Raw genomic sequence first — 24894 nt, 5'->3', positions numbered from 1 at the left:
GACCATTAATAGAAATCAACGACTGCATTCTACAAAAAAACCTCGCTAGGATTCTTCTCCTAACGAAGTTCTTAAAAAACTATTAACTTATTTATTATTAAATCCTGTGAAAATATTCAAAAGGCTGATAAAGAGGTTAACAAAATCTAGGTAGAGCTGTAATGCACCCATTAATGCCAAACCAGTTCCAGAAACTTGACCCCTTGTCTGCAGATATAATGTTCTGAATTTCTGAGCATCCCACGCTGTTAAGGCTGTAAAGATAATTACACCAGCAAATGAAAAGACAAATGTAATCATTGTACTTTGTAAAAACATATTAACAACCGAAACAATAACTAAGGCAATTAAAGCCGCCAAAGCATGCGTCCCAATTCTCGACAAATCTTTCTTGGTAGTTGTTCCCATCACAGCCATTGAAACAAATACCGCTGCGGCTCCCACGAAAGCCATTGTAACATCGCTTGCCGCATACAGTGAAACTATTATGCCAAAAAATACTCCCTGGATTGTCGCAAAGGCAACAAGTCCTAAGCCAGAAACAACGGGTGATCTATCAGCTTTAAAAGACATTCCCACGGCGATTAGCAATTGTAATCCAAACAAGATAAACATCATGAAGGGATGACCAGACATATAAGTAGCAACTTCATTGTAAAAAACGTTTGAAACTAGATATGCTACCACTGCAGAAATTGCAACGGCACCTGCCATAAAACCATACATTTTTGTTAGAAACCCATTAACCCCAGTATTACTTACTAATTTTCTTTCATTCTCCATTAAACACTCACCTCTGCACTTTCATTCTCATCGTTACTCATTAATGCTGCCTTAATTGGCGGTCTAACCATCACGACTGCATCGACAATCCGACAATTTTCATCATTAACGCCTGTTACGGATAATGTGACTACTTCCTTCATGTCATCTACCTTTATGACCTCAAAAGTAAAGGTCACATCTTCTTCATGATACACCGGCAAAATAAAATTGACTGACAAATTGACTACCTGACTCCCAGGACCCGGAAGCAGCTTTGATACTGACCTCGTAATAATTCCCGTCAACAAAACGGGGGGAACTATTGCTGCTTTATATCCCATATTTTTCGCATACTCATCTTGAATATACAGCGGATTATTGTCATTAGTCATCCCTAAATACAACAAAATATCGCGATCCGCAACACTTTCATTAACTGTCAACGAATCTCCTTCGTTTAAATCATCAATCGTTTTCCCTTGCCTATGAGTATCTTCTGACATTAATATCGACACCTCCATGTAGTCTTAAATGTATTCTAGCATATACTTTGATTTGCCTCAATCCATCTGACATGAAAATAAAAAAATAGAAAGTATGACATAAGTTCGTATTCAAGTTTTAGTTTATGGAACCACTTATCTGAGTTCACTGAACAGAGCTAAAACAAAATTTAATTATTGCTTCAGCTACTTTCTACAATTGCTCAAGTCTTTAATTATTCTTAAGACTTAAGCTACTCAATAGTTTTTCGTAAGCGTACTCATACTTTTGAATATCGCCAGCACCCATAAATACTACAACGGCATCATGAAAATCAAGCAACGGAGACATATTATCAACTTTCAATACTTCTCCACCTTTTGTAATTCTATCACCTAAATCGTTACTTGAAACATTTCCTCCGTGTTCGCGAATGGAACTGAAGATATCTGTTAAGTATACTTTATCTGCAAGATTCAAGCTGGTTGCAAAATCATCCATCAAAGCAATCGTTCGACTAAATGTGTGCGGCTGGAAAACTGCAATAATTTTCTTACTTGGATATTTCTGACGTGCAGCATCAATTGTTGCTTTAATCTCAGAAGGATGATGTGCATAATCATCAATAATCGTCATATCTGCAACATATTTCTCAGTAAAGCGTCTCTTGACACCTTGATAAGTCAATAATTCACGCTTGACTTCAGCTTGAGAAACTTTTTCAAAATATGAGACTGCAATCACAGCTAAACTGTTTAGTACATTATGCTCACCGAAAATTGGAATCTCATAAGTTCCCAGGTACTCATCGTAATGATATACATCAAAAGTTGAACCAGTTGTTGCTCGCTTAATATTGGTTGCCCTGAACTCATTGTCTGTAGAAGTTCCATAATAATGAACTGGAACATCTGCATCTAAATTTCTTAAGTATTTATCTTCTCCCCAAGCAAAAATTCCCTTTTTCGTCTGCTTCGCTAAAGTTTCAAAAGCATCAAAGACATCCTCAATTCCTGTGAAATAATCAGGATGATCAAAATCCACATTGGTCATAACCACATAATCTGGATGGTATGCAACAAAATGACGGCGATATTCATCAGCTTCAAAAACAAAGAAACGTGCGTCAGGTACACCTTTACCAGAACCGTCTCCTATCAAATAACTTGTCGGTGAAACTCCGCCCAAAACATGAGCCAATAATCCTGTAGTACTCGTCTTTCCATGTGCCCCTGCAATTCCAATACTTGTCGTATTTTCTACGATTTTCTCTAGAAAATCGGGATATGTAATAATTTCAAGACCAATTTCTTTAGCTTTTTTTATTTCAGGATGATCATCACCAAATGCATTGCCTTGAATAATCGTCAAACCTGCTTGAATATTCTTTTCATCAAAGGGTAATATTTTTATTCCCGCTAACTCTAATCCTCGTTGTGTAAAAGTATATTTCTCAATATCAGAACCAATAACTTTTAATCCTTTATCATGTAAAAGCAAGGCCAATGAACTCATTCCAGTTCCCTTGATCCCTACAAAATAATAGGTGGTTTTTGTATCCATAATTATTGTCCTCTCTTTTCTTTAATTAAATAAAATTACCGTCTTAGTTTACCACAAAATTGATGGGATTTCTTTTCAATAATCAACATTTTCTCTAACCTTATCTAATCTCGCTTGGGTTAGGTAGACTTCCCTTGGCTTGGATCCTTTCGCCGGAGAGATGTATCTGCGTTCTTCCAATGTATCAATAATATTAGCAGCCCTATTATAACCAATTGCAAATATTCGCTGCAACTTTGATGTCGAAATACTGTCCTCGTTCACAAGACAATCTAGAACCTCAGGCAAAAGCTCATCTTCTTGTTTATTTTGAATAATTTGTTTTTTTAATCCATCTGGATCAAAAGCATATTGTGGATGCCCCTGAGTACGTACAAAATCCGTAATTTGTTCCACTTCATTTTGTACAAATGTTCCCTGTAATCTCATCGGCTGGCTTGCTCCATTGCCAAGGTATAACATATCACCTCTTCCAAGAAGACGCTCTGCACCAGCTGTATCAATGATCGTCCTTGAATCAATTTGACTAGAAACCATGAAGGCAACCCTTGTAGGAATATTATTCTTAATTGTTCCTGTTATCACATCAACACTTGGTCGTTGCGTTGCGATCAACAGATGAATTCCCGCTGCTCGAGCCTTTTGTGTGATTCTAGCAATACAGTCTTGCACCTCTGATGAGGCAACCATCATTAAATCGGCCAATTCATCGATAATGATCACAATGTAAGCCATCTGCAGCCCGTAGTCCTTATGCTCCATTACTTTCTCATTGAATCCTTCAATATTTTTAACACCTGCAGCAGCTAGTTTCTGATATCTTTCCTCCATCTCTTTAACGACCCATTTTAATGTCGCTGATGCAGCAGCTGGATCAGAAACAACTGGCGCTAAAAGGTGTGGAATATCATGGTAAGGTGCCATTTCAACAGCTTTAGGATCAATTAACAATAGCTTTACTTGTTGAGGTGTAGCCTTATACAACAAAGAAATCAATATACTGTTTATAAAAACAGATTTTCCAGAACCAGTTGCCCCAGCCACTAGTCCGTGAGGCATTTTCCTTAAATCAGTCACAATTGGTTCTCCAAAAAGGTTAACTCCCAATGCTACAGTCAACGGTGAGGCCTTGCTTGCAAAGACAGTTGAATTTAAAACTTCTGATAACATCACTGGTCTTGCCTTTAGATTCGGAATTTCAATTCCCACACTGCTTCGCCCAGGAATAGGTGCCTCAATCCGGATATCTTTAGCTGCCAATGCTAACTTCAAGTCATCAATTAGATTAGTGATTTTATTGACCTTAACACCTCTTCCAAGTGTTAGCTCAAATTGTGTCACTGCAGGTCCAATCGTCCAATCGCTAACTGTTGCAGCGACATGAAAAGCCTCCAAGGTTTCATTGAGAGTATCAATTCGTTCCAATACCCATTCATCTTGAACATCCTCGTTTACTTGAACCGGTTTTGGAAGTAAATTAATGTCTGGAAGTTTATATCCATTAACAGCCACTATACTTTGTGGCTCTTTTTTGAGATTTACTACCGGATCTTTCAAAGTATTTACCACAGAATCTCCCAAAATATCTTTTTTTGCATCTGTACCCGATTCATCACTTGGTTCAAGTTTTTCTGCCATCTTATTGATATCAGGTTTATCATTGTAGCTTTGCAATTTTTGCTTATCATTTACATCGCTTTGACTATCTTGTTTTAATTTTATTTCAGCAGCTACAGTTTTTTTCAACTCATTTTCTTCATGGACTGAAATAGTTCCATCTAAATTAGGTTGAGCATTATTCTCAGGAATCTCCTCGCCTTTTACGTGAACTGACTTATCTACCTGCTGTCTATTACCTATACCATTCTTAATGTCATCGTTTGTCTCGACAACAACTGTTTGCCTACCATCATCTGCAACCTGTTCGCTAAATGCAGTAGTTTTGCTTGTTTCACTTTTTTGTCTCGATACATTAGAGACATTTTCTGTTACTATTTTTATTTTACTCTTCTCAATATCTGTAATTTCGGCAAACAGCAAATAATCATTTGCTTGTTTTTGCAAGCATTCAAATAATTTTTGATATTTTTGTTTTCTTTTTTGGGCAGAATATTCCCAACCAGCAAAAGAAGGTGGAACATATGAGGGATGAAACGTCTGGCCCTTTTTTATATTTGGTTTATCTGCAGGTTTCGGCAGCTTATCATTCATATTTTGCTTGATTTTTTTATTTTGTTTTCTATAAAAGGCTGGTCCATCATAATGTTGCATTAGTATTCTTCCTTACTTTTTACAATACTTTATTCTAAAAAAATAGCTGTCTTCAGTTCACACGAGCTAAAGGACAGCTATCACTATATTAATTCTTCAAAGTGCCAATCTGCCCATGAGAGCATATTACCATACATTTATTTCAATCAGCAAAAAATTAACTAATCAAGAATGGTTGGCCTTGATGGAAGTTGTCTAGTGAAAGGACTAAAATTCCGCGTTTTTGCGGTGCATTCGGCAAATGCAATTCACGAGCTGAACAAACCATTCCGTTACTCTCAATCCCGCGAAGTTTTCCGGGCCAAATGATTTCACCATTTGGCATCATTGCACCAACCTTAGCAACAACCACTAACTGTCCTTGCATAATATTTGGTGCCCCGCAAACAATTTGCAATATTTCATTGCCAAGATTGATTTTTGTAATATGCAAGTGATCTGAATCTGGGTGTTCGATCATTTCTTCAACCAATCCAACTACGAATTTTGGCATTTCATCAATTTCAAGAATAGTTTCAAATCCAGCCTCATGGAGTTTAGCATTCAATATTTTGACTTGTTCGTCATCAAGCTTGATTTGACCAGTCGCAGTTAGTCCAAGTTCCTCCCCTACTCCAAAAAAATTATAACCTAATACAGTTCCATCACTTGAATCACTTATTTCTACAATTGTATCTTTTTTCTTTGTTACCTGACTTGGTCCATCCTCGTGCAGCATTACTACAAGAATATCCCCTAGCTGTGCCTTGTTATAACTAGCGATTAGCATCCCTTTTCTCCTTTACACAAAAAAAGAACTGCATAAGTTCGCAGTCCCATTATCATTTAAAATTATGCGACCTCATTTAAAAATGTTTCAATTTCTTCTTTTGTTTTACGATCCTTATTAACAAATCGTGCGCTTTCTTCACCATTCTTGTAAACGACAAAGCTTGGAATCCCCATGATCATCAATTCTTGGCAAAGGTCAATATTTTCATCGCGATCAATATGAATAAATTTATAATCTGGATATTCTGCTTCGATTGCGGGAAGAGCCGGCTTGATAAAATTACAGTCTGAACACCAGTCGGCAGAAAAAAATAGGACATATGAACCCTTTTCGAGTTTTTTCTTTAATGTTTCCAAATTCATTTTTCCAAATTGTTCCATTTTCCATTCCTCCTCAACTTATCTTAATATTCTTTAGATAACATCATTATAGACTATTTATTCGCAAAAAAAAGTGATTTGTTTTAATTTTATTAAGCAATTAAGTTTAAACATTCTAAATTGGTGCTATAATTACATATCATAAGAAATTTGGTAAGGAGTCTAGCTATGACAAATACTTTTAATAAGTTTCTCCCACTGACGCTTGGTGTGCTGCATCCAGGCTAGCAACGTTCTTAAGAAGCAGGAACGACTCACTCCCCAACAGATTTTAAACAACATCAAAAACTCGTTTCAAAACGAAACTCCTGTTCAAGATTCTTGGATATCTGTTAGACCTGAAAGAATTCGGAAATTTGCCTTAACTACAGATATCTATCAAGGAGGAATTTCACGACTCGAAGATAATCAAATCGTTCGTTATGAATTCCAAGCTGATGCTAAAACTGGAAGTGTGCTTAACCTGAATAGAATTGATTTGTAAACTGTGTCTTTTGCAACTCAGGACAGCCAGAGGATTTTTGTTAACTTTTAAAGCTTGCGGAAATCTTGTAAATTGGTTGTCCTTTTTTACTGAATTTGTCTTCATATTCAGTCATTACATTCTCAATCATTGCTTCATCGTCTTTGTGCAAGTCTAAAAAGACTTGATTAAATCTCATTCCATAATTATTCAGACTGGTTAATGAATATTCAAACAATCCGCGGTTATCAGTCTTAAACTCCAAACTGCCTTTGCCATTCAACACATACTGATACTGCTTTAAGAACAATTTGTAAGTCAATCTTCTTTTCTCTTGTCTGGTTTTAGGCCACGGATCAGAAAAATTCAAGTAGATTCCATCTACTTCATTTTCCTCAAAATATTCACTTAAACCACTGCCATTAGCACAAATCAATTGCAGATTTTGTAACTTTGCTTCTATTTGTTTACGCAGAACAATCGCAGCAATCGTCGTCTGAATCTCAATTCCAATATAATTATTTTCAGGATGTCTGCTTGCCAACTCCATTATGAAGCCACCCTTACCCATCCCTATCTCAACGAATAATGGTGCTTTTTTTTCAAATCTTGTTTCCCACTTACCGCGATATTCAGCTGGTTTAGTTACAATCAACTCAAGGTTGCTATCAATCAGCGGCTTTGCCCATGGCTTGTTTCTTAAACGCATTTTTTCATTCCTTTCAACTTGGCCAGAATCATCCGCTCAAACAAAGGGGGTGTGCTATAAGTCGGGAAAATTTGAGTACTAACTCGAAATTACGAACATAGCAGGCACTTTGCTATGAGTAATTCGAAGTTAGACGGAGAATTTTGACTTATGAAACACGTTTATACGAAATAAATAGAGAAACTGGGTCAAAAGTTAAATTTTGATCCAGTCCCATTATTGATTCCATCTAAATGTGTAACATAAGTCAAAATCTACCATTTAAGTTCATCATTAATACTTAAATTCTATCGACTTACGAGACACATTTTTGCTCAACATGTTCACCATCTAATTATGCTTTTTCGATTTAAATAAAATCTTGATTTTCAAAAAAGGCTGCTAACTTCAATATGTCTCGGTTCATTTCAAAAAAACGACCACGCTGATGCTCATCCTTTACAGAAAGAAGCAAATTAACCATGTAGTACCAACTAATTCTTTGTTTCAACCCCGCCGTGATTGAAATTTCATACTTCTCGGCTAACCATTGTTTCCACTCCGCGCGTGGGACATATTGACACATTAACATGCTAATATCCAGTGCACTGTCTGCTAATCTTGCCGATTCCCAATCAACCAAATATAATCTGTCTCTATCCGACAATAACCAATTCTTATGATTCAAATCGCCATGTGAAACCTTAAATTCTCTATGATCTAGCTTTGGCTGATGTGTCCGCAATTGGTTTGCAACTCTTTTAAGCAAGGGATGAGCTCTTAATTCTAAACTCAATCCTCGAAAATAGTTACTGAGTATTTCTTCAGGAAAAACATACCTTCCACCTACCTGACACAACATCTTTCTAAGAATTTTAGACCGATGAACTCTGCTCAACAGTCTTGCAACATTTTCCTGTCCCATTTCCTCTTTAGAAAGACATCTGCCATTTAGCCATTCTTGTGCGGTAAGCGTATCACCCGTTGAAATGTGCTTCGTCCATACCAATCTTGGTGTGATTTCTTCCAACGATAATGCAGCAAGAAAAGGTGAAGTATTTCTCTTTATAAATAACTTTTCCTGCTCTTTAACACCCATATAGGCAGTTCCAGTATTACCCCCAAGCGGATGAATCTGCCAACCATCATCCAATCTGAAATCCATATTGGCAAGTCTCCTCTACAAGTCCATAATCCTTAAACAAGGATACAAATTCATACCACAAGTGTCAAGTATTTTTTTTGATATAGCTCCTCAAAAAACTACCTGTTATCAAATATATTTCACCTAAAGAAACAGCCGGAATCAGCAAATACTTTACCTCAAAAAGAGGTGTTGCTACTGCAATAATATTCAATATTAACCATGCAAGCAGCAAGACTTTGCCCAATAACTTCTTGAAAGCAGATTTTTTTTGATTTTCATCAATTGGATAAATATGGGTGAAAACATTATCTTCGAAAATGAAATATAAGCCAAATAATTGCACTCCTATCAGATAGAGACAGATACAAATTATAAACAAACTAAATAGATAATTCGGCGAGAAAAAAACAATGATACTTGCTAGAAATAATAGGCGTAAGAAGAGTCCACTAAAACCACTCTGCCTAATGAAGCTCCTACTATACAGGAAAAGATAAACATTTTTAGATGTACCGTGCAACAGAAAGTCAAAGATTTTATGTCGCTTAGTTTGTCCAACTATTTGTGGAACATCCGTAAACATATTTATAAAGCGATATAAGGTCATCACTCGTTCTTTTTCGGACTTAATTGTCTCATTCCATTTGAAAATGTGCTGCTGTGCTGACTTGTCAAAGGAATGCTTAATTATTACTACCAAACCCAGTGACAAAATCAAACTGAGTACAAGATTTAGATACAGTCCAATTGCTAAGATAGCTATCAAGGTTAACTGAAAATAGCATTGCTGTGAGAATTTCTTTAAAGCAGTGTTATAGACCCTTACTGCCAAAAAAAGTAAATAACTTACCTTCAACAAACATTGTACGACTAGCAAAATACCCCACATCGTAAGATTCCACTGTAAACCACGTATAATAAATGGAGCTAATATTATCAAGAATATTACCTGTATCACACAAGATACGAGCGTCGAATGTTTTAAAACCAGCTTAAAATAATCTTTCATTTGATAATCTTTGGGTAAAAGAAAGACCTTGTCTGCCTCCTCCAGCAAACTTACTAGTTTACCAATATGTATTATCAAGAAAAGAATTATGATGAGCGTGGGCTGCTCCCACCAAAAAGGCCTTTCGGGTAAACCTTTTACAAAATTCGAGTATGAAAGTCCCACCCCTCCAGCAAAAAATAGTAATGCTAAGACAAAGTGATCATTAAAAACATATTTTGCATAACGCAATAGCATGCTTTGATATTTTTTTAATCTTCTATTCCATATTTCATTCATTGGCATTTCCATCCTGCGTCATTCCAAGATAAATATCCGTCAATGATGCCTTATTGTCGTTGAAGATTCCTCTTAGTTCTGCAAGACTACCTTGAGCTCTAATCTTACCTTGGTGAAGCAAGACAAAATAATCGCAATATTCTTGTGCCGTGCTGAGTACATGTGTAGACATTAAAATAGCTGCACCCCTTTTTTTCTCAGCATCGACCAAGTTCAATAAATCTCGGGTTGCCAACGGATCTAGTCCTAAAAACGGTTCATCAATTACATAAACTTGTGCTTCTGTCATAAAAGCACACACAATCATAACCTTTTGCCGCATTCCTTTTGAAAAATTTGCTGGAAACCAATCCAATTTATTATCTAGACGAAAAACTTTTAGAAGTTCGGTTGCCCTTTTCCAAGTATGCGTTGGCTCTAAATTGTAAGCCATAATAGTCAATTCTAAATGTTCCTTTAAAGTCAGCTCCTGATATAAAACCGGCATTTCTGGCATATAGGCCAGCTTTCCTTTATATACTTTGGAATCATCTTTTAACTCGACGTTATCAATTGTGATGCTGCCCTTTTGTGGCTCAAGCAATCCAATAATATGATTAATTGTCGTTGACTTACCAGCACCATTCAACCCTATTAATCCGACTAATTGACCTGAATTAACTGCAAATGAAATATCTTTTAACACTGGTATCCGCGAATATCCGCCCACGAGTCTATTTATTTTTAAAGTCATAGATTTGTAATTCCTTTCACTTCAATTATTGAAAATTATAACATAAACATCGAACAGCAAATCATGTTAAAGTTTCCTTCATCGGTGTGTGTTATTATATACTAAAATAAATATAAGTTGAAAGAAGGTTCTTTTAAATGAACGATTGCATTTTTTGTAAGATTATTGCTGGTACAATTCCAAGTATTTCTGTATATGAAGACGATGATATTAAAGTATTTTTAGATATTTCGCAAACTACACCAGGTCACACTCTATTAATACCAAAAAAACATATTACTAATATTTTCGAGTATGATGAATCTCTAGCTCAAAAAGTTTTAACAAAAATACCCATGATTGCACGTGCCATTAAAAAAAGCAATCCAAAAATCTCAGGCCTTAATATTGTGAACAATAATGGAGCAATTGCATATCAATCAGTTTTCCACTCACACTTTCATTTCATCCCGAGATTTGCTGCTACCGATTCATTTGCAATGACTTTTAAAGATAATTCTGGAGAATATTCTTCAGCCAAACTGCAGGAAATTGCCAATCTTATTCATAAGAACATGGAGGATTAACCCATGAGCGGAAAAAGAGTTCTAATATCTTTAGGAGCACTTGGAATTATCTCAGCAATCGCATACTTATCTCGGAAAAAAACTACTCTTTCTGGTAATGAAAAAGCAAAAGAATTATCTGAATCAGCCAATAACGTAAAAAAAGCATATATTAAACTGATGGAAAATGTTGAAAAGCTTACTAATGAGCTACCTAGCTCACAGCAAACAATCGATGAAATATCTACTCTCGTTTCTGAATATCAATTCAAAATTCAGAATAATCTTGATAACATTTCGCAAATTCAAGCAAAAAATATGAAATAGTAGCTACTTATAAAACAAATTGAATAAATGATGAATTTTTTTGTAAATTTTATCTTTTCTTTCAACATCATTAACTATTGTGTTATAGTTAGTAACGTTGATTTGTATCTTAATACAAGCAAAATAAACGAATGGATGTGTATTTTATAATGAAAAAATGGTTTCTTGCACTAGCAGGTATTCTTATGACTGTCAGCTTGGTTGCTTGTTCTAAGACAGTTGCAACCACTTCCGGCGGTAAAATTACTGAAAGTGCATATTATGACAGTATGAAAAAAACATCATCAGGTAAACAAATTTTACAACAGATGATTCTTGACAAGGTTCTTGAAAAACAATATGGTAGCAAGGTTTCAACCAAACAAGTCAATGCGCAATACAATACGTATGCAAATCAATACGGCTCTTCATTTTCTTCAGTGCTTTCACAAAATAGCTTGACCAAAGCTACTTTCAAAAAGCAACTGCGTTCAAATTTATTGCTTCGTGAAGCAGTAAAAGATAATACAACTATTACTCAAAAACAATTAAAGACCCAGTGGAAGAGTTATGAAACAGAAACGACAGTCGCTCATATCTTAGTAGCTAAGAAAGCCACTGCTGAAGAAGTTATCCAGAAATTACAGGCAGGTGGAAACTTTACGAAACTTGCTAAGCAATATTCAACCGATACTGCTACCAAAAATAAGGGTGGAAAATTATCTGCGTTTAATAACACTGATACTTCCCTAGCTTCTGCCTTTAAAAAAGCTGCTTTCGCTCTGAAACAAGGTGAATACACAACAACACCGGTTAAGACAAGCTATGGTTATCATGTTATCAAGTCAATTAAGAAACCTGCTAAGGGTAAGATGAGTTCACATATTAGTGAACTTAAGACACAAATTATTGATAGCGATATGAATGATTCGACACTTCTCCAAAAAGTTATTGGTAAAGTTCTTAAAAAAGGAAATGTTTCAATTAAGGATAGCGATTTAAAGGATATTCTTTCAAGTTACTTATCAAGTAGTTCAAGCTCATCAAGTTCAAGCAACTAGACACCAAAATAGTTTAATACAAATAGAGGACTTAAATCAAAATTTACATTTTGGCTTAAGTCCTCTATTTATTACTAATAAAAGTGTTTCATAAGTCTAACTTCGAATTACTCATAACAAATTACTAATTACTCGCTATGTCTATAATTTCGGGCTAATACTCAAATTCTTCCGCCTCATTTTAAAATCCAATAATATCCACAATTTGTTCAAATGCTCTTTTAGACTCTGGTAATGGGAAGATTGGAAATACATGGAACATGCCTTCGTATGTGATTAACTTTACACTTTGCTGTGCCTTTTCTGTAAAAAGCTCCATATCCGGATACAAAATATCATTTGTACCACCAAAAATGGTTATTGGCGGTAAATCTGCTAAATCACCGTAAATAGGACTAACAAGTGGACTTTTTAAGCTTTCGCTCCCAGCATAATATTTTCCTTCAAATCGTAATTCTTCTAACTTTAAAATCGGATCTTTCCTTGCAATCTTTGCAATTTTTGCATTTTCCAAGGAAACATCCAACCATGGTGAAAGCAGGATAACCTGGCTTGGAAGATCAATCTGTGCATTCCTTAATTGTTCTACCAATGACACAGCTAGGCCGCCCCCCGCAGAATCACCAAGCAATATAACATTTTCTGCTGCAACACCACTAATAGCAAGTAATTCTTGGTAACTTTTCATAACCATAGACAAAGCATCATTAACATCGTATGCGGGTGCTTTGGGATATATTGGCATAACAACACTCGCTCCTACCCGATCAGCCAACTTGGCTATAAAATGATATTGTAGAGCGAATGGTTGATACCAGTATGCTCCGCCATGCAAATAAAAAATAATTTTCTTTTCCGGTTTTACAATACTATCTCTCTTCAAAACTTGCATTCCAATATCAAGCCATTTAAAATCAAGCTGATCATGAACTTTTCTGGGAATACTATATACCTCAGAATTAATATGATTAAACTTCTCAAAGTCCAAAGCTCTTCTGGGATCTGGTCCCCGCAAAAAACTTCTTAGTCCCTGTTCGACCACTAAGCTTTGCATACTACGCTTTTGTTTTACACTCTGATACTTCAAATATGCAGCCGATGCCGCTAAAGTTGTAAGTAACACTTTCTTCATAGCCACAGTCTCATCTCCTAAAAAATTCATTATTGTACATGCTTAGGCTAGCACAAACTTTATTATTTAGTCTACTTTTTAAATTTAATTCTGATTCAACCCCGTTATATCAAACTTTCTATTTAACTATTTGTAACCATATCTTTTAAGATAGAGATATGCTCTTACAAATATGATATGCTTATCTTCAGATTGAATGTTCAATATAATAGTAAGAGGAAGTGTACTTTTATGTCTAACAATTATCAACGAATTTTATGTCCTATTTCATGGAGTAATAACTCAATAAATGCACTCAATGGAACTGTCAGCTATGCACGAGTCCATAATATTCAACTTGATATTCTCTATGTCATTGACGATACATTGCTTGCTTTTGGTAATTTTCAACCTGAAATGTCACCGCAGCAAAGAAAAGATTTAGCAGAAATTTATGAAAAAAAAATGGCGAATCTCATCCAAAAATTTTTGGATGAAGGTTCGTCCATGTACCAAATTCACTCGCATATTCGCTTTGGGGATCCACGAAAAATAATTTGTGACAGTTTTCTTGAAGAATACCGCAATGATCTAATCGTTCTTGGACAGCCGCAGTTCAATCATCTTCATAGAGTCCTGACTGGCTCTGTCTATACCTATGTGAGTAAATATGCAAGCTGCGATATTTTAACAATTCATTAATACCGACTTGCTCAAATCATTTTTTTGGAAAACTAATTGCTGTTCCATAGCCGTGTAAAACCATATATTTGGGACCGATACCTACACTGACTATTTCTGGGTTAAAATGTACAGCAATGATCCCATCACCATCTCTAGCGACCGTATGTTCAATCAATTTTGTCTTAACTTTTTCATATAAATCGTCAAAATTATCAACATCATCAATCTCATCTGGTGTTAAGGTTCTTTTTACTGTCGCATTAACAATCCCTACAACCATATATGCACGATTTATTTCTCCCGTTGTCAAAAACATTAATATCCTCCTTTTGAAACTACAATTTGACTTAATTAATCATAGCCACTATAGGATAAAAATCATAGGACATACATAATTATTAAAGAAAAATTCGATAATTACGTTTGGTTATGTTTATTATCTCTTTTTTTGTATTTTTCGAACTCATTTTAAGCAAATTCTTTAACATTCTTTCAAACTTTGAATCATTTTCCAACTTAGAAATGACTTCCTTATCCACTCTAATTACTAAATTCTCTCTCTTGCTAGGTACAGAAAAGGTCTTCGTTGTATTATCTTCATCTAAAACATTCGCTTCAATTTCATGCATAAATTCTTTTTGCATACCAAATCCCCCTTTGTATAACTTAAGTCTACCCCTTATTTATTGGTAATTCAAAGGTCAACCAAATATTAAAACCCTCACTACTGGTTGCATCCTTTACTTTTTATCAAAAAATTCAAGATTCTACACTTACCAGTAAAAGCTAATTCAAAAAAACTTTTATTTTATTAATTCATAAATTGCTTCGGCGTATATTGCAGCTGCTTTTAATATATCCTCAATCAGCATATACTCATTTGCCTGATGCATTGTGTCTGGCGTTCCTGGGAACATTGCACCAAATGCAACTCCTCGTTTCATTAAGCGCCCGTAAGTACCGCCGCCAACAACCATTCCGTAACCCTTATTACCTGTCTGACGTTCATAAACACCCAACAAAGTCTTAACTAATGGATCCTCAATTGAGACATAATGTGGTTCTTGTAATTTACCAGTCGTGTTAACCTGTGCGTTCACCTTTGTCGCGACTTTAGCCAGTGCTTCTTCAATTTGACTTGCACCAATTCCTTTTGGAAAACGAAAGTTTAACGTCACACGTCCACCTTGCGCAGCTGCAAAATTAAAAATTCCAGCATTCATTGTTAAATCACCCATGGTTTTATCAGAAAAATGTAGTCCAAAATTATCCATTCGTGAATCTTCATGTAGATAGTCAGCCGCAAAATCAATAAATTGTTCAGCACCTGATCCTAATTCGATCTGTTTTAAAAATAGTGCTAGATATGTTCCCGCATTTTCACCATTTTTTGGTTCTTGGGCATGTGCTGCCCTACCAATAACTGATATTTCAATTCTTTCATTTTGTTCTAACGCTTCAACTTCAATTGGCTTATCGTCCGCAAATTCAGTAAGTAATTCTTTAATTTCTTTTAGTTCAATTCCACTGATGTGTGCAATCGCATCACGTGGCACCATATTTTCACGTAACCCTGCAGAAAAATCCAAAAGTTTTGCCCCTGCACCATTTCCACCTTGAAAATCAACATTAAAGCTAACATTTCCTTTCTCACCATTAATCAAAGGAAAGAAAGCATCCGGCGAAAATCCGAAATCTGGAAGCGGCATTTTCTCAAAGTAATGTGTCATACATCTCCAACCGCTTTCTTCATCCGTCCCAATAATCATGCGAACTTTTTTACTTGTTGGTAATCCTAATTCCTTGATAAGCTTCAAACCATAATACGCGGCCATCCCTGGTCCCTTATCATCTGAAGAACCTCGTGCAAATAATTTTCCATCCTTAATTATGGGCTCAAAGGGGTCAGTATCCCACCCTTTTCCAGCTGGCATCACATCAACATGAGCAAGAATTCCCATAGTCTCAATACCGGTACCATATTCAAGGTGTCCTGCAATTCCGTCCACATTAAGTACTGCAAAACCATCACGTTTTCCAATTTCTAAAAACTTGTCTAGCGCTGCGCGTGGCCCAGGACCAAAGGGGGCATTTTTTGACCCCAGTTTCTCATTTCTCACACTCTCAATTTTTAGCATTTCGGTTAAGTCTGCTAATAATGCATCTTTTCTTTGACTGATTTCTTTTTGCCATTCAATCTGCATGCTTCTCCTCCTTAATACGTGTCATACAATAATATTATCACATGATATCCAGATATTATTACTAAATACTGCAAACAAAAAAAAGATTTGCTGTATAATAAGAACGAACTTTCTTTTCAAGGAGGATTGGGTTATGCATGTACTTAGTAAAAATATTTTAAATCAGATTATTACTACTAGACCAGTTAAAAGCCATAAAGGTAATTATGGTCGTGTGTTAACGGTTGGCGGCAACAGCCAATTTGGTGGTGCAATAATCATGGCAACTTCAGCAATTATTCACAGCGGTGCTGGGCTGGCAACTTGTGCTACTTCGCTTGATAACTTAACAGCACTTCACACTATTGTTCCAGAAGCAATGTTCATTCCCTTCGATTCTGAATACAAACTAATTGATGCATTGACAAATTCAGATGTGATTCTTGTTGGACCTGGTCTTGGAACCAATGAAAATTCACTGAAAATTTTACAAACTGTCTTGCAACATATGACACTTCAACAAAAGTTAATTATTGATGGGTCTGCAATTACAATGATTGCCGATCATCATGAATTTCTGCCCCTTCTTAAAGAATTGCATCCGATTCTTACACCACATCAAATGGAGTGGCAACGTTTAAGTGGAATTAAGATTTCTGAGCAGGATGATATCAAAAATACGCTGTATCAGCAGCAATTACAGGCTACCGTTGTTCTAAAAAAATATCATACAACAATCTATCATAGAGATGGGTCTATTTCACAACTGGCAATTGGTGGACCGTACATGGCAACTGGTGGTATGGGTGATACACTTGCAGGTATAATTGCAGGTTTTCTTGCACAATTCAAATTTAAAAATTATGAATATGTTGTTGATGCCGCGCTTTATGCTCACAGCGCAATTGCTGATGAAATTAGTACAACAAAATATGTTGTTTTGCCCACCGATATTATTGCAGAAATTCAATCATTTATGAAACGTTGGGCTGTCTCGTAATAAATAAAAGCGGTAAAGGACTGCATGACTAATTTGTTTTGGACTATACAAGAAAGAAAATGGGGACTGAATCAAAATTTAACTTTTGACCCAGCCCCACTTTATTTTAGTAAAATTAATTAATATTCCTAATTAAGCAACTCAATTCATCAGGTGTCAATTCACGATATTCCCCAAGTTTAAGCCCTTCATCAAGTTTTAAGCCACCCATTTGGACCCTTTTTAATTCTTGGACCCTCATTGAAACCGCTCCAAACATCCGCTTAATTTGATGATACTTACCTTCAACAATACTTATTTCTATTTTCGTTTCATTTTTCTGCCTATTAATAGCTAAAATTTTTAATAGCGCAGGTTTTGTCGTTTCACCATTTTTTAATGTAATTCCACTGGCAAAGGTTTGAACAATTTCCTCTGTAACCTCACCAGCAATCAAAGCGCGATAAACTTTAGTGACATGCTTTCTAGGTGCTAACAATTTGTGCCCCAACATACCATCATTTGTCAAAAACAATAACCCAGTTGTATCTTTATCTAACCTTCCTACTGGAAACAAACCTTTTTGATTTACCTTTGCAGTCAAATCTATAACTGTTTTCTCAAGAACATCACTAGTCGCCGAAACTACATTCTTAGGTTTATTCATCATATAATATCTATATTCTTGATATATTACTGTTATCCCGTTTAATTGGACAACATCAAAATTCAAATCAACTTGATGTTTTGTTTGCTTAACAATCTTTTGGTTTACACTAACTAAACCATCTTTGATAGGTATTTTTGCCTGCGAACGTGTCAATCCTTTCGAGTCAGCAATAAATTTATCAAGTCTCATCTTTTACTTCCTCACTTTATTCTCAACTTTGATCTTAGTACAGCAGCCCGATTTCCTACTATCTTATCAGCTACCCTTGTTTTCAATGATAAATATACGTAGGTCAATCCACCAGTTAAGACAGCAACAATTAACACTACAAAGGCAGTTATTCGGTATTGTAGATTCAAGAAAAGATCACTTAGCTGAATTACACCTAATGCCACAACAAACACTATTAATGAGAAAAGCAGTAATTGATTAAATCTTCCAATAACTTTACCTAGATTAACTTGCAGATTGTAATAAAAATATCTAAGCATCAGACAACTTGAAACTGTCATCCCTATTCCCGTTGCCATCAGCGGTCCAAACGGATGAAAAAGTAATATCAGTGGAACTTGCAATACTAGCTTAATTACTAATCCAATTAAGAAGAATTTAATTGCCTGCATATTCTGGTAAACACCTTGTAGTAATGAGGCTAAGACCATAAACAAACCAATTGGTAGTGCAACATATGCAGAGAAACTTAAGACATATACCCCAGTAAAATTATATTGATAAAAAATGATATACAAGGGTTTGGCAACTGCGGCCATTCCTAAAGAACAAGGCAACATCACAAAAAAGAATAGTTCAATTGCATCAGCTAATTGAGTCGCAGTTTGTTCTCTCTTGTGTTTTGAATATGCTTGTGCAAGCAGTGGAATTGCTGTAGCAGACATTGCAGAAGCCAATGAGATAATAATCATTATTAACTTGTTCGAATTACCTGCAAAAATTGTATAGAGATCATTAATCACGGTTACTCTGTAGTCAGTAAAGCGCAACATCACTTGTTTAAAAGTAAATTGATCAATTAGATTATAAACAGTGGTTGAAACACTGATAACAACAAAAGGAATCGCCTCCAACAATAAAGTCTTAATGACCTGTGTATCAGAAATATTCAATTTATTTGCACTCTGTCTAGCTAATGTTGCAAACTCATCTTTCTTCTTAAAATAAAACCATGCTAGAAACAGTAAACCAGCAATTGCACCTATAAAAGCAGCAAATGTTGATTGAACAACTCCGGAAACATATTTTCCATGAATAACTTTCATAATTATAAAGGTGGTCCCCAGCATATATATAATTCGTGCAATTTGTTCTACTAACTGCGACATTGCAGACGGAAACATATCCTGATATCCTTGAAAAAATCCTCTAGTTAAACTCATTGTTGGAATAATTGTCAGTGCAATTGCAAGTGAACGATACACTGGAATAACATTCTTATCGTTTTGTGACAAAAATGGGGCAACAAACCACATTGCAATAGCAGAGATAATACCCAGTCCCAACATTATCAGTAATAATTTCTTGTACAACCGCTGGCCTAAAGCATATTCATTTTGCCCGTTATAATTAGATATTTGCTTGGAGACAGCAGATGGAATACCTGCAATTGAGATCATTAAAAAAACACTATACACAGTATATCCTTGAGTATATAAGTTATTGGCCGCCAAATTATCTTTCCCAAACCATGCATACCATGGAATGATATAAAGCGCTCCTAATATTCTAGAGAAAATACTTCCCATTGTCATCCAGGCAGAGCCACGTAACATTTTTGCCTTTGCAGTTTCATTTTTTTTCTTTAGAATTTTCTCACTCTCGGTCTTAGAATACCCCGATTCATCAAGTGACCTATTTGCCATGTATTTTCCTACCTTTTCCTAAATCACTCTGTTATTTTATACTGATTTTGATAGAGTTGCAATGTTGGTTATAATAATTTAGTAAATATCAACTAACTCAAATATTCCAATAAAAAAGGAGTGTACTAGAAAGTCGAGAAAATTTAAGCATTAACTCTAAATTACAAACATAATTAGTATTTTGCTATGAGGAATTAGAAGTTAGCCGCAGAGTTTTGACTTATGAAACACGTTTATCTGGAATAAATAAAAAACTGAGTCAAAATTTAACTTTTGACCCAGCCCCTAATCCTAGTATTACTTCACAACAATATTTACTAATTTACCAGGAACCACGATTACTCGCATTATATCTTTTCCGGCAATTTCTTGTTTTATTTTTTCATCGTCCAATGCTATTTTTTTCAAATCTTCCTTTGAAATCTGTTTTGACACTTTCAAATGCTGCCGAACCTTACCGTTTACTTGTAAGACAACTTCAACCGTATCCTCAACTAGTTTATCCTCATCAAACGTTGGCCATTTCTCATATGTGATTGAACCAACATGTCCAAACTTTGTCCACAATTCTTCTGCAATATGTGGTGTGATTGGTGAAATCATTTTGACAAAGCCTTCAACATAATTTAATGGAAGTGCCTCAGCTTTATATGCTTCGTTCACAAAAACCATTAATTGTGAAATTGCAGTATTAAAATGAAGAGCTGCATAATCTTCTGTAACTTTTTTTACAGTCTGGTTATAAATAAAATCAAGATTACCATCATTTAATGTTGTAACACGGTCTCTTAAATGACTATTTTCATCAACAATCAATCGCCAAATTCTATTAATAAACTTGTTTGCACCGTTCAACCCTTCTGTACTCCAAGCAATAGATGCATCTAATGGACCCATGAACATTTCATAAAGTCTTAAGGTATCTGCTCCATACTCAGTAACAATATCATCAGGGTTTACAACATTCCCTTTTGACTTCGACATTTTCTCATGGTTATCACCTAATATCATTCCTTGGTTAATTAACTTATGGAACGGTTCCTTTGTCGGGACTACACCAATATCATACAAGAATTTATGCCAAAAGCGTGCATAGAGTAAGTGTAGTACAGCATGTTCGGCACCACCCACATATAGATCAACCGGCAGCCATTTTTTTAATTTAACAGGATCTGCAATTCTCCCTTGATTATGTGGATCAATATAGCGCAAGAAATACCATGAACTTCCTGCCCATTGAGGCATAGTATTTGTTTCGCGCTTCCCCTTTCGTCCATTTTTATCAACCACATTTATCCATTCATCCAAATTGGCTAAGGGGCTTTCTCCTGTCCCTGATGGCTTAATATCAGTAGCCTTAGGTAAGCGTAAAGGTAGCTTATCCTCAGGAACAAGCGTTGTTTCCCCGTCTTCCCAATGAATAACAGGAATTGGTTCTCCCCAGTAACGTTGCCGTGAGAATAACCAATCACGTAAGCGATAATTTACCTTTTTATCTCCAACTTTTTCTTCACGCAACCATTCAATAATTTTAGCAATAGCTTGTTTCTTATCTAGTCCATTTAAAAAGCCTGAATTTATATGGATTCCATCGCCTGTATATACTTCTTTTGAAACATCTCCACCTTCAATTACAGGTATAATCGGCAATTGGAATTTAGAAGCAAATTCATAATCACGATCATCATGCGCTGGAACAACCATGACCGCACCTGTTCCGTACGAAGCCAAAACATAATCGGCAATCCAAACCTGGATTTTTTCCCCATTTACCGGGTTAATTACGTAAGCACCCGTAAAGACTCCTGTTTTATCCTTTGCCAAATCAGTTCTCTCTAAATCAGATTTATGAGCAATTTCTTCGATATAGGCATCAACAGCATCTTTTTGCTCTGGTGTCGTTATTTCTTCGACTATTTCTAATTCTGGAGCCAGCACCATCGCAGAAGCACCAAAAATGGTATCTGGTCTAGTTGAGAAAACTTCGATCTTCTTGTCAGTAAATCCTGCAAATTTAAACTTGATACTTGCTCCAATTGATCGTCCAATCCAATTACGTTGTTGCTCCTTAATATTTTCTGGCCAGTCAAGATCGTTTAAATCTTCAATCAACCGGTCAGCATACGCTGTGATTCTTAAGACCCACTGTCTCATGGGTTTACGAATTACTGGGAATCCTCCACGTTCAGTCTTCCCATCAATTACTTCTTCATTAGCGACTACTGTTCCCAGATCGGGACTCCAGTTAACAGCCACTTCATCTTCATAAGCTAGTCCTTTTTCATACAGCTTTTCAAAAATCCATTGTGTCCATTTGTAATATGAAGGATCTGTAGTATTAATTTCGCGTTCCCAATCGTAAGATAGACCCAATGATTTGATTTGTCTTCTGAAATTATTAATATTTTCTTTTGTGAATTCCTTTGGTGAATGTCCTGTATTTAATGCATATTGTTCTGCTGGCAGCCCAAAAGCATCCCATCCCATTGGATGAAGAACATTAAATCCTTGCATTCTTTTCATTCTGGCAATGATATCTGTTGCTGTATACCCTTCAGGATGTCCTACATGCAGTCCCTGTCCAGAGGGATAAGGAAACATATCTAATGCATAATAATTAGGCTTAGATTCATCTTCTGTTGTCTTAAAGGTCTTATGTTCTTCCCAATAGTGTTGCCATTTTTTTTCAATTTCTTTATGATTATATGTCAATTTGAAAACCATCCTTCTTCATTTTTTTAAAACAAAAAGCCCCATACAAACTCAAACAGAGTTCTGTATAGGACGAATGCAATCGCGGTACCACCTATTTTCCGACAACTAAAAATGCCGACACTTAATTTCATAACGGAAAATACCGTCCTTGCCTACAAAAAAATAAATTCTATTCAACAAGAAACTCAAAGGCGAGTTCATTATTTATCAAGTATACGTTAACACCACCCACGCACTCTCTTAAACAAGAAAAATAACTACTAATCCTTTTCAACACAATTATATTTAGTCAAATATAACAAAAAAAAAAATAAAAAGCAAGGCAGATCTATGTCAAATATTTAATTTAGTTTTTAATTCGTCTACTTTATCTGTTTTTTCCCAAGGCAAATCAATATCTGTACGACCAAAGTGACCGTATGCTGCCGTCTGTTCATAAATTGGACGTTTTAAATTCAGCATTTCAATAATACCTGCAGGCCGTAAGTCAAAAATTTCTCTAATTGCTTTGACAAGAACCTTATCTTCTACTTTTGAAGTTCCATAAGTATTCACAGATACCGAAACTGGTTGAGCAACACCAATAGCATATGCCAGTTGAACTTCAACTTGTGAAGCAATCTTAGCTGCTACAATATTTTTTGCAATATATCGTGCCGCATAACTAGCGGAACGGTCAACTTTGGTAGCATCTTTACCTGAAAACGCACCACCACCATGATGAGCATATCCACCGTAAGTATCCACAATAATCTTACGGCCAGTCAGACCAGCATCACCTTGGGGGCCACCAATAACAAAGCGGCCAGTAGGATTAACAAAATATTTTGTTTCATCATCAAGTAATTCAGCTGGAATAACTGCCTTTATTACTTTCTCAATTATATCTGCTCGAATTGTTTTTAAGTTTACATCTTCAGAATGTTGTGTTGAAACGACGACTGTGTCAACTCGCACGGGTGTATTTTTTTCATCATACTCCACTGTCACTTGTGCCTTCGCATCTGGCCCCAAGTAATCTAAAGTTCCGTTTTTACGAATTTCTGCAATTTTGCGCATTAATCGGTGACTTAATGCAATAGGAAGCGGCATTAGCTCTGGCGTTTCATCAATAGCATACCCAAACATCATACCTTGGTCACCCGCACCAATCTGATCTAGCGGATCAACATCACCATTTCGTGTTTCTAATGATGAATCAACACCTTGTGCGATATCAGGTGATTGTTCGTCTATCGCAGTCATAACCGCACAATTGTCACCATCAAAGCCATATTTCCCACCGGTATATCCAATTTTCTTAATAGTTCCACGGACAACCTTCTGAATATCAATATAAGCATCTGTTGAGACCTCTCCTACAACAACTACTAATCCTGTCGTGACTGTTGTTTCACAAGCAACACGTGAATTTGGATCTTTTTCTAACAAAGCATCTAAGATCGCATCACTTATCTGATCGGCTATCTTATCAGGATGCCCTTCTGAAACTGATTCTGATGTAAATAAATGTCTTTCTGACACAATAATTCCCCCATTACAATATTTTTTGGTTACAAGGCAGCTTCACATTACTGAATCCTCTCGGGAATACGCTGTAACAATACTATTTTATCACAATTATTAATTTAGCGGCCGCTTTGTTTCAATAGCTACTCAAAAAAAATAAAAAATCCTCCTTAAAAGGAAGACTTCACTTTACTTATACTTAAACCATTATCTACGGTCCTAGACGGATTCGAACCGACGATCTCCTGCGTGACAGGCAGGCGTGATAAACCCCTACACCATAGGACCATAACAAACAAAATTGCGGGAGCAGGATTTGAACCTACGACCTTCGGGTTATGAGCCCGACGAGCTACCAGACTGCTCCATCCCGCGATATTAAAATGACCCGTACGGGATTTGAACCCATGATACCGCCGTGAAAGGGCGGTGTCTTAACCACTTGACCAACGGGTCAAAAAACGGAGAAGGAGGGATTTGAACCCTCGCGCCGCTTTCGCGACCTACACCCTTAGCAGGGGCGCCTCTTCAGCCACTTGAGTACTTCTCCATGAAAAAATTAATAAGCGGGTGACGAGAATCGAACTCGCGACAACAGCTTGGAAGGCTGTGGTTTTACCACTAAACTACACCCGCATAAATCTTATGGCGCGGGACAGAATCGAACTGCCGACACATGGAGCTTCAATCCATTGCTCTAC

General features: G+C 36.1%; 23 protein-coding genes, 5 tRNA genes, 1 riboswitch and 1 other annotated feature. Of the genes, 5 read left to right on the top strand and 23 right to left on the bottom strand.

Features of this window, described 5'->3' with window-relative positions; translation table 11 throughout:
• Window positions 1-87: 87 nt before the first annotated feature.
• The 10 genes from ABF682_RS05195 to ABF682_RS05150 form a co-directional block, all read right to left on the bottom strand.
• Window positions 88-783, bottom strand: a complete 696-nt coding sequence (locus ABF682_RS05195) for a Bax inhibitor-1/YccA family protein (protein ID WP_289977642.1) — start codon at window positions 781-783, stop codon at window positions 88-90.
• Window positions 783-1268, bottom strand: a complete 486-nt coding sequence (locus tag ABF682_RS05190) for a MaoC/PaaZ C-terminal domain-containing protein (protein WP_289977644.1) — start codon at window positions 1266-1268, stop codon at window positions 783-785. Before ABF682_RS05190 ends, ABF682_RS05195 begins: the two co-directional genes overlap by 1 nt.
• Before the next feature lie 211 nt (window positions 1269-1479).
• Entirely contained in the window at window positions 1480-2811 is a 1332-nt protein-coding gene (gene murC / locus ABF682_RS05185) for a UDP-N-acetylmuramate--L-alanine ligase (RefSeq protein ID WP_289977646.1), read from the bottom strand.
• A gap of 75 nt (window positions 2812-2886) precedes the next feature.
• Window positions 2887-5082 (bottom strand): DNA translocase FtsK, encoded by a 2196-nt coding sequence (locus ABF682_RS05180; RefSeq protein WP_415619188.1) that lies wholly within the window; start codon window positions 5080-5082, stop codon window positions 2887-2889.
• 157 nt (window positions 5083-5239) lie between these two features.
• A complete protein-coding gene (gene ytpR / locus ABF682_RS05175) occupies window positions 5240-5851 on the bottom strand; it encodes a YtpR family tRNA-binding protein (protein WP_415619187.1) in 612 nt (203 codons plus the stop codon).
• 62 nt (window positions 5852-5913) lie between these two features.
• Window positions 5914-6234, bottom strand: coding sequence for a thioredoxin family protein (locus tag ABF682_RS05170; protein WP_415619186.1), 321 nt, complete (start codon window positions 6232-6234; stop codon window positions 5914-5916).
• Window positions 6235-6758: 524 nt separating this feature from the next.
• Window positions 6759-7406 carry a tRNA (guanosine(46)-N7)-methyltransferase TrmB gene (trmB, locus tag ABF682_RS05165; RefSeq protein ID WP_289977658.1) on the bottom strand — a complete coding sequence of 216 codons (648 nt, stop codon included), beginning with the start codon at window positions 7404-7406 and terminating at the stop codon, window positions 6759-6761.
• Window positions 7407-7755: 349 nt separating this feature from the next.
• A complete protein-coding gene (locus ABF682_RS05160; protein WP_289977661.1) occupies window positions 7756-8550 on the bottom strand; it encodes a phosphotransferase family protein in 795 nt (264 codons plus the stop codon).
• Between the two features lie 64 nt (window positions 8551-8614).
• Window positions 8615-9820: an ABC transporter permease gene (locus ABF682_RS05155; RefSeq protein ID WP_415619185.1), complete on the bottom strand. Its 1206-nt coding sequence runs from the start codon at window positions 9818-9820 to the stop codon at window positions 8615-8617.
• Window positions 9813-10553 (bottom strand): ABC transporter ATP-binding protein, encoded by a 741-nt coding sequence (locus tag ABF682_RS05150; protein ID WP_415619184.1) that lies wholly within the window; start codon window positions 10551-10553, stop codon window positions 9813-9815. Before ABF682_RS05150 ends, ABF682_RS05155 begins: the two co-directional genes overlap by 8 nt.
• Window positions 10554-10690: 137 nt before the next feature.
• On the opposite strand from ABF682_RS05150, the gene ABF682_RS05145 reads away from it, so the two are divergent.
• The 3 genes from ABF682_RS05145 to ABF682_RS05135 all read left to right on the top strand — a co-directional run bounded on the left by ABF682_RS05145 (window position 10691) and on the right by ABF682_RS05135 (window position 12465).
• Entirely contained in the window at window positions 10691-11119 is a 429-nt protein-coding gene (locus tag ABF682_RS05145) for an HIT family protein (protein WP_415619183.1), read from the top strand.
• 3 nt (window positions 11120-11122) lie between these two features.
• A complete protein-coding gene (locus ABF682_RS05140; RefSeq protein WP_289977668.1) occupies window positions 11123-11425 on the top strand; it encodes a hypothetical protein in 303 nt (100 codons plus the stop codon).
• A 149-nt stretch (window positions 11426-11574) separates the two neighbouring features.
• Window positions 11575-12465, top strand: a complete 891-nt coding sequence (locus tag ABF682_RS05135) for a peptidylprolyl isomerase PrsA (protein WP_289977669.1) — start codon at window positions 11575-11577, stop codon at window positions 12463-12465.
• Between the two features lie 181 nt (window positions 12466-12646).
• Here ABF682_RS05135 and ABF682_RS05130 read toward each other — a convergent pair whose 3' ends face one another.
• On the bottom strand, window positions 12647-13597 hold the full coding sequence (locus tag ABF682_RS05130) for an alpha/beta hydrolase fold domain-containing protein (RefSeq protein WP_415619235.1): 951 nt from the start codon (window positions 13595-13597) through the stop codon (window positions 12647-12649).
• A gap of 231 nt (window positions 13598-13828) precedes the next feature.
• On the opposite strand from ABF682_RS05130, the gene ABF682_RS05125 reads away from it, so the two are divergent.
• Entirely contained in the window at window positions 13829-14278 is a 450-nt protein-coding gene (locus ABF682_RS05125) for a universal stress protein (RefSeq protein ID WP_289977670.1), read from the top strand.
• 16 nt (window positions 14279-14294) lie between these two features.
• Here the strand turns inward: ABF682_RS05125 and ABF682_RS05120 are convergent, their stop codons facing one another.
• From ABF682_RS05120 to pepV, 3 genes are all read right to left on the bottom strand, one after another.
• Window positions 14295-14576 carry a hypothetical protein gene (locus ABF682_RS05120; RefSeq protein ID WP_289977673.1) on the bottom strand — a complete coding sequence of 94 codons (282 nt, stop codon included), beginning with the start codon at window positions 14574-14576 and terminating at the stop codon, window positions 14295-14297.
• 82 nt (window positions 14577-14658) lie between these two features.
• Window positions 14659-14904: a hypothetical protein gene (locus ABF682_RS05115; protein ID WP_289977676.1), complete on the bottom strand. Its 246-nt coding sequence runs from the start codon at window positions 14902-14904 to the stop codon at window positions 14659-14661.
• Between the two features lie 159 nt (window positions 14905-15063).
• The gene (pepV, locus tag ABF682_RS05110) at window positions 15064-16464 is read right to left on the bottom strand and encodes a dipeptidase PepV (protein WP_415619182.1); all 1401 of its coding nucleotides are present in this window, start codon (window positions 16462-16464) and stop codon (window positions 15064-15066) included.
• A gap of 133 nt (window positions 16465-16597) precedes the next feature.
• Here pepV and ABF682_RS05105 point away from each other — a divergent pair, with 133 nt between their 5' ends.
• Window positions 16598-17443, top strand: coding sequence for an NAD(P)H-hydrate dehydratase (locus ABF682_RS05105; RefSeq protein WP_289977678.1), 846 nt, complete (start codon window positions 16598-16600; stop codon window positions 17441-17443).
• Between the two features lie 115 nt (window positions 17444-17558).
• Here the strand turns inward: ABF682_RS05105 and ABF682_RS05100 are convergent, their stop codons facing one another.
• From ABF682_RS05100 to ABF682_RS05060, 9 genes are all read right to left on the bottom strand, one after another.
• Complete coding sequence (locus tag ABF682_RS05100) at window positions 17559-18281, bottom strand: pseudouridine synthase (RefSeq protein ID WP_415619181.1); 723 nt, start codon at window positions 18279-18281, stop codon at window positions 17559-17561.
• A gap of 11 nt (window positions 18282-18292) precedes the next feature.
• On the bottom strand, window positions 18293-19969 hold the full coding sequence (locus tag ABF682_RS05095) for a putative polysaccharide biosynthesis protein (protein WP_415619180.1): 1677 nt from the start codon (window positions 19967-19969) through the stop codon (window positions 18293-18295).
• A gap of 297 nt (window positions 19970-20266) precedes the next feature.
• A complete protein-coding gene (gene leuS, locus ABF682_RS05090) occupies window positions 20267-22681 on the bottom strand; it encodes a leucine--tRNA ligase (RefSeq protein ID WP_289977686.1) in 2415 nt (804 codons plus the stop codon).
• A gap of 65 nt (window positions 22682-22746) precedes the next feature.
• Window positions 22747-22967, bottom strand: a binding site (T-box leader).
• 50 nt (window positions 22968-23017) lie between these two features.
• Window positions 23018-24208, bottom strand: coding sequence for a methionine adenosyltransferase (gene metK / locus ABF682_RS05085; protein ID WP_415619179.1), 1191 nt, complete (start codon window positions 24206-24208; stop codon window positions 23018-23020).
• Window positions 24206-24290, bottom strand: a riboswitch (SMK box riboswitch). (Overlaps the previous gene by 3 nt.)
• 117 nt (window positions 24291-24407) lie before the next feature.
• Window positions 24408-24481 (bottom strand) — tRNA-Asp (locus tag ABF682_RS05080).
• A 13-nt stretch (window positions 24482-24494) separates the two neighbouring features.
• A tRNA-Met gene (locus ABF682_RS05075) sits at window positions 24495-24568 on the bottom strand.
• A gap of 9 nt (window positions 24569-24577) precedes the next feature.
• Window positions 24578-24649, bottom strand: a tRNA-Glu gene (locus ABF682_RS05070).
• A 6-nt stretch (window positions 24650-24655) separates the two neighbouring features.
• Window positions 24656-24743, bottom strand: a tRNA-Ser gene (locus tag ABF682_RS05065).
• 15 nt (window positions 24744-24758) lie between these two features.
• Window positions 24759-24829: transfer RNA gene (locus ABF682_RS05060), tRNA-Gly, on the bottom strand.
• Between the last annotated feature and the right edge of the window lie 65 nt (window positions 24830-24894).

This window comes from Liquorilactobacillus sp. (assembly GCF_047719775.1).
GTDB lineage: Bacteria > Bacillota > Bacilli > Lactobacillales > Lactobacillaceae > Liquorilactobacillus.
The sequence above is the reverse complement of the archived record's forward strand: the minus strand, read 5'-3'. Positions and strand labels throughout refer to the sequence as shown.